General features: G+C 48.7%; 3 protein-coding genes. 1 reads left to right on the forward strand and 2 read right to left on the reverse strand.

From position 1 onward, the window contains the following. A partial coding sequence (gene tnpC, locus GEU01_RS20625; protein WP_019087543.1) for an IS66 family transposase occupies positions 1 to 1,032 on the forward strand: 1,032 nt, incomplete at its 5' end. A 423-nt stretch (positions 1,033 to 1,455) separates the two neighbouring features. Here the strand turns inward: tnpC and GEU01_RS26010 are convergent. Continuing rightward, positions 1,456 to 2,259, reverse strand: a complete 804-nt coding sequence (locus GEU01_RS26010) for a hypothetical protein (protein ID WP_157212912.1) — start codon at positions 2,257 to 2,259, stop codon at positions 1,456 to 1,458. Then, entirely contained in the window at positions 2,260 to 2,673 is a 414-nt protein-coding gene (locus tag GEU01_RS26015; protein WP_157212913.1) for a hypothetical protein, read from the reverse strand. Positions 2,674 to 2,785: the final 112 nt, after the last annotated feature.

The following is a 2,785-nucleotide window of genomic DNA, read 5'->3' on the forward strand; positions in this document are numbered from 1 at the left end:
CTGGTCTCGAAATTCGATGACCATATCCCGCTTTATCGTCAGAACGAGATCTTTGCCCGTCAGGGTGTCGAAATCCCCCGTTCAACCCTGATCGACTGGTGTGGTCAGGCCGTTGCCGTTCTGCGTCCTCTCACAGATATGATCCGTCAGGAGGTCGTGGGGGCAGACCTGCTTCATGCCGATGATACGCCCATCCAGGTTCTTGATCCCCGCCTGCGTCAGGCTGGTAAACCACGCGGTGTGAAGGAAGGGCGGATCTGGACCTATCTGCGCGATCCCCGCCCATGGGGCGGGAGTGATCCACCCGCCGTTGCCTACTGGTTCTCTCCCGATCGCAAGGGGATCAATCCCCAGACCCATCTGGCACAGTTCCGTGGTATTCTGCAGGCTGACGCCTACGCCGGGTTCAGGGACCTGTATAAACCCGATGCAACGGGAACCGTGCGCGTGCGCGAAGCGGCCTGCTGGGCCCACCTGCGTCGGGCATTCCATGATGTCTGGAAAGGCAGCGGCTCGACAATTGCAAGGGAAGCGCTTGAGCAGATCGGAGAGCTCTACGATATCGAGCGGCAGATCACCGGGCATCCCGCCAGGCACCGTCTGGCTGTCCGACAGGAAAAAAGCCGCCCCCGCGTTATAGCGTTCCATGCCTGGTGCGAAGCACAGCTCACCCGCATCCCCGGGAAGGGGGAACTGGCAAAAGCGATCCGCTATGCGCTCAACCGGTGGGCCGCCTTTACCCTGTTTGTGGAAGATGGTCGTGTCGCCATTGACAATAATCCTGCCGAACGAGCCATACGGCCCGTATGCGTCGGCCGAAAAAACTATCTCTTTGCCGGTTCCGATGCCGGTGGGGACAACATCGCTGATGCCATGACCCTCATCGAAAGCGCAAAACTCTCAGGCCTCAATCCGCACGATTACCTCGCCGACGTCCTGGCCCGTATCAACGAGCACAAAATCAACCGGCTCCAAGAACTGTTGCCATGGAACTGGAAACCCGTGACAGATCTTCACAAACAGGCCGCATGATCAACGGCGGCCTTAAGCGGCCGGTTACGTTGAAGAAGCCTGTAGGAATGGTTTCTTTTCTGATCTTACTGTTGATAACTGGCTTTCTGTCTAAACTGCCTGTCTGCTCAAAGATATCAAAGAGGATGGGGGGTTGCCTGCCTTATCCCGGTCATTCAACCTTATCTTTGCAAGATCCGAAAGCTGACCGGCGACATACTCCGCTGTGCTGCCTGACCGCTCAAGGAATATGAAGCAGACAGGCGGGATACGCCTTCATATCGGTCATTCAGAGGAGGGTCGATGCATCCGAACAGAGTACAATTTGAAACGAGATGAACTAGAGAACACTCAAAATAAAATATCGTTTCCCTAGTTATTTCAAACAATTCCACAATAAGATAACACAATAGGAAAATTAACATTTAATTTAATAAATTACACTCAATATGACCCAGCATTCCTTAATGTATTTTCAAAACTTATTTGCATATTCGCTATTGATGCGGTTGGGTGATAAATATCGTTAAATCTACCAATATGATAATGCCGGCTCAATGTTGCTGTCCCCGCTTGAAATCCAGTCGCCCGTGCAATTCCGAACGTTCCTTTACTAAAAAACGAGACATATGTTGAGCTTCTTCGACCATAGTGAAGAGAAGTGGCAGAGCATGTCTCATAGATACGACAAGGAGTACCTGTTGGTGGTCGCGTAACTAGGGCAAGGTCGAATAATCGAGCCAAAGTTTCTCGCGTCTCGTCTAATGTTCCTCTTGCTATTTTATCTTTACATTCAAGCATTACAATCGGAAGCCCATGTGGGTGGCCGCCCCCATTATTTCTAATTGCCGCCCCAATTTGAGCTGGTAGCATACTTATATCACATTCATGTAGTGCACCACTACGGCCTTGCCATTGAAGACTTCCTCGAAGTTCAAATCTGTATTGATACCCTGGACCAACATATTCCAAGAGTACGTAGCCAGGCGCTCTAACGTTATTCCGTCTAATACCACTACCTTTCGCAGGAAAAGCAAATAAACTTCCTGCAGGCAATTGAGTGCCGTCGCCTCTGCGTAAAGTAACCGTCCATCCTGGAAGTAAAGAAGCTGTTTCAGCAAGTTTCATGAGAATCCATGCTTCAAGTGCCTTCCCTGCACCTGTTGGAACTGCGAGTATTCCGTGAGCCGCTCGCAGTAAGCCAAGTATATGCAGAAGATTTGCTCGAATAGGTAGTGGTAATGCCATTTATGAAAGCTTTCCTGGTTGCAATTTCATTATACTCATCAATATTTCATCAAATTGTTCTAAAATCGAAGAATCATCATGTGCTTCTTCTGATTTTTTTCCGCCTACGGGATTTCCTGAAGGGTCAACAAACTGAATTCGAACACTCTCCTCCCCGTCTGTAAAATTACTTGCAATCTGCTCAGCACTTGCAAGTGCTCGAGCCGGCTCTATCAAACGCAACCGTAATATACGTATGGCTTCCTCTAATTGCTCCGTTTCAGGAATAGTTACACGGTCATCATCACCATCAGGCTCTTGCGATGCGATCTCTCTCCCAAGAGAAATCTCCGTCATCAACTCACCAGCAAGAGAACCAAAACCAGATTGATTAAGTATTTGAATGATTTCCATCACATTTTCATTAATAGCCATTATAACTCCATTAGATAAACAAAAGAAACATACCATAAAATTTGGATACGTTATGCCTTATCTTGACCTAAGAGCCTGAATCAGAAAGCGGTTTGATTGATTTTTCGCAGAA

Origin of the sequence: Komagataeibacter europaeus LMG 18890, from assembly GCF_000285295.1 — a bacterium.
Classification (GTDB): Bacteria; Pseudomonadota; Alphaproteobacteria; order Acetobacterales; family Acetobacteraceae; genus Komagataeibacter; species Komagataeibacter europaeus.

Excerpts from the sequence above, each read along its gene's own strand:
- GEU01_RS26010 (WP_157212912.1), bottom strand. The coding sequence starts at position 2,259 with ATGGCATTACCACTACCTATTCGAGCAAATCTTCTGCATATACTTGGC.
- GEU01_RS26015 (WP_157212913.1), bottom strand. The coding sequence starts at position 2,673 with ATGGCTATTAATGAAAATGTGATGGAAATCATTCAAATACTTAATCAA.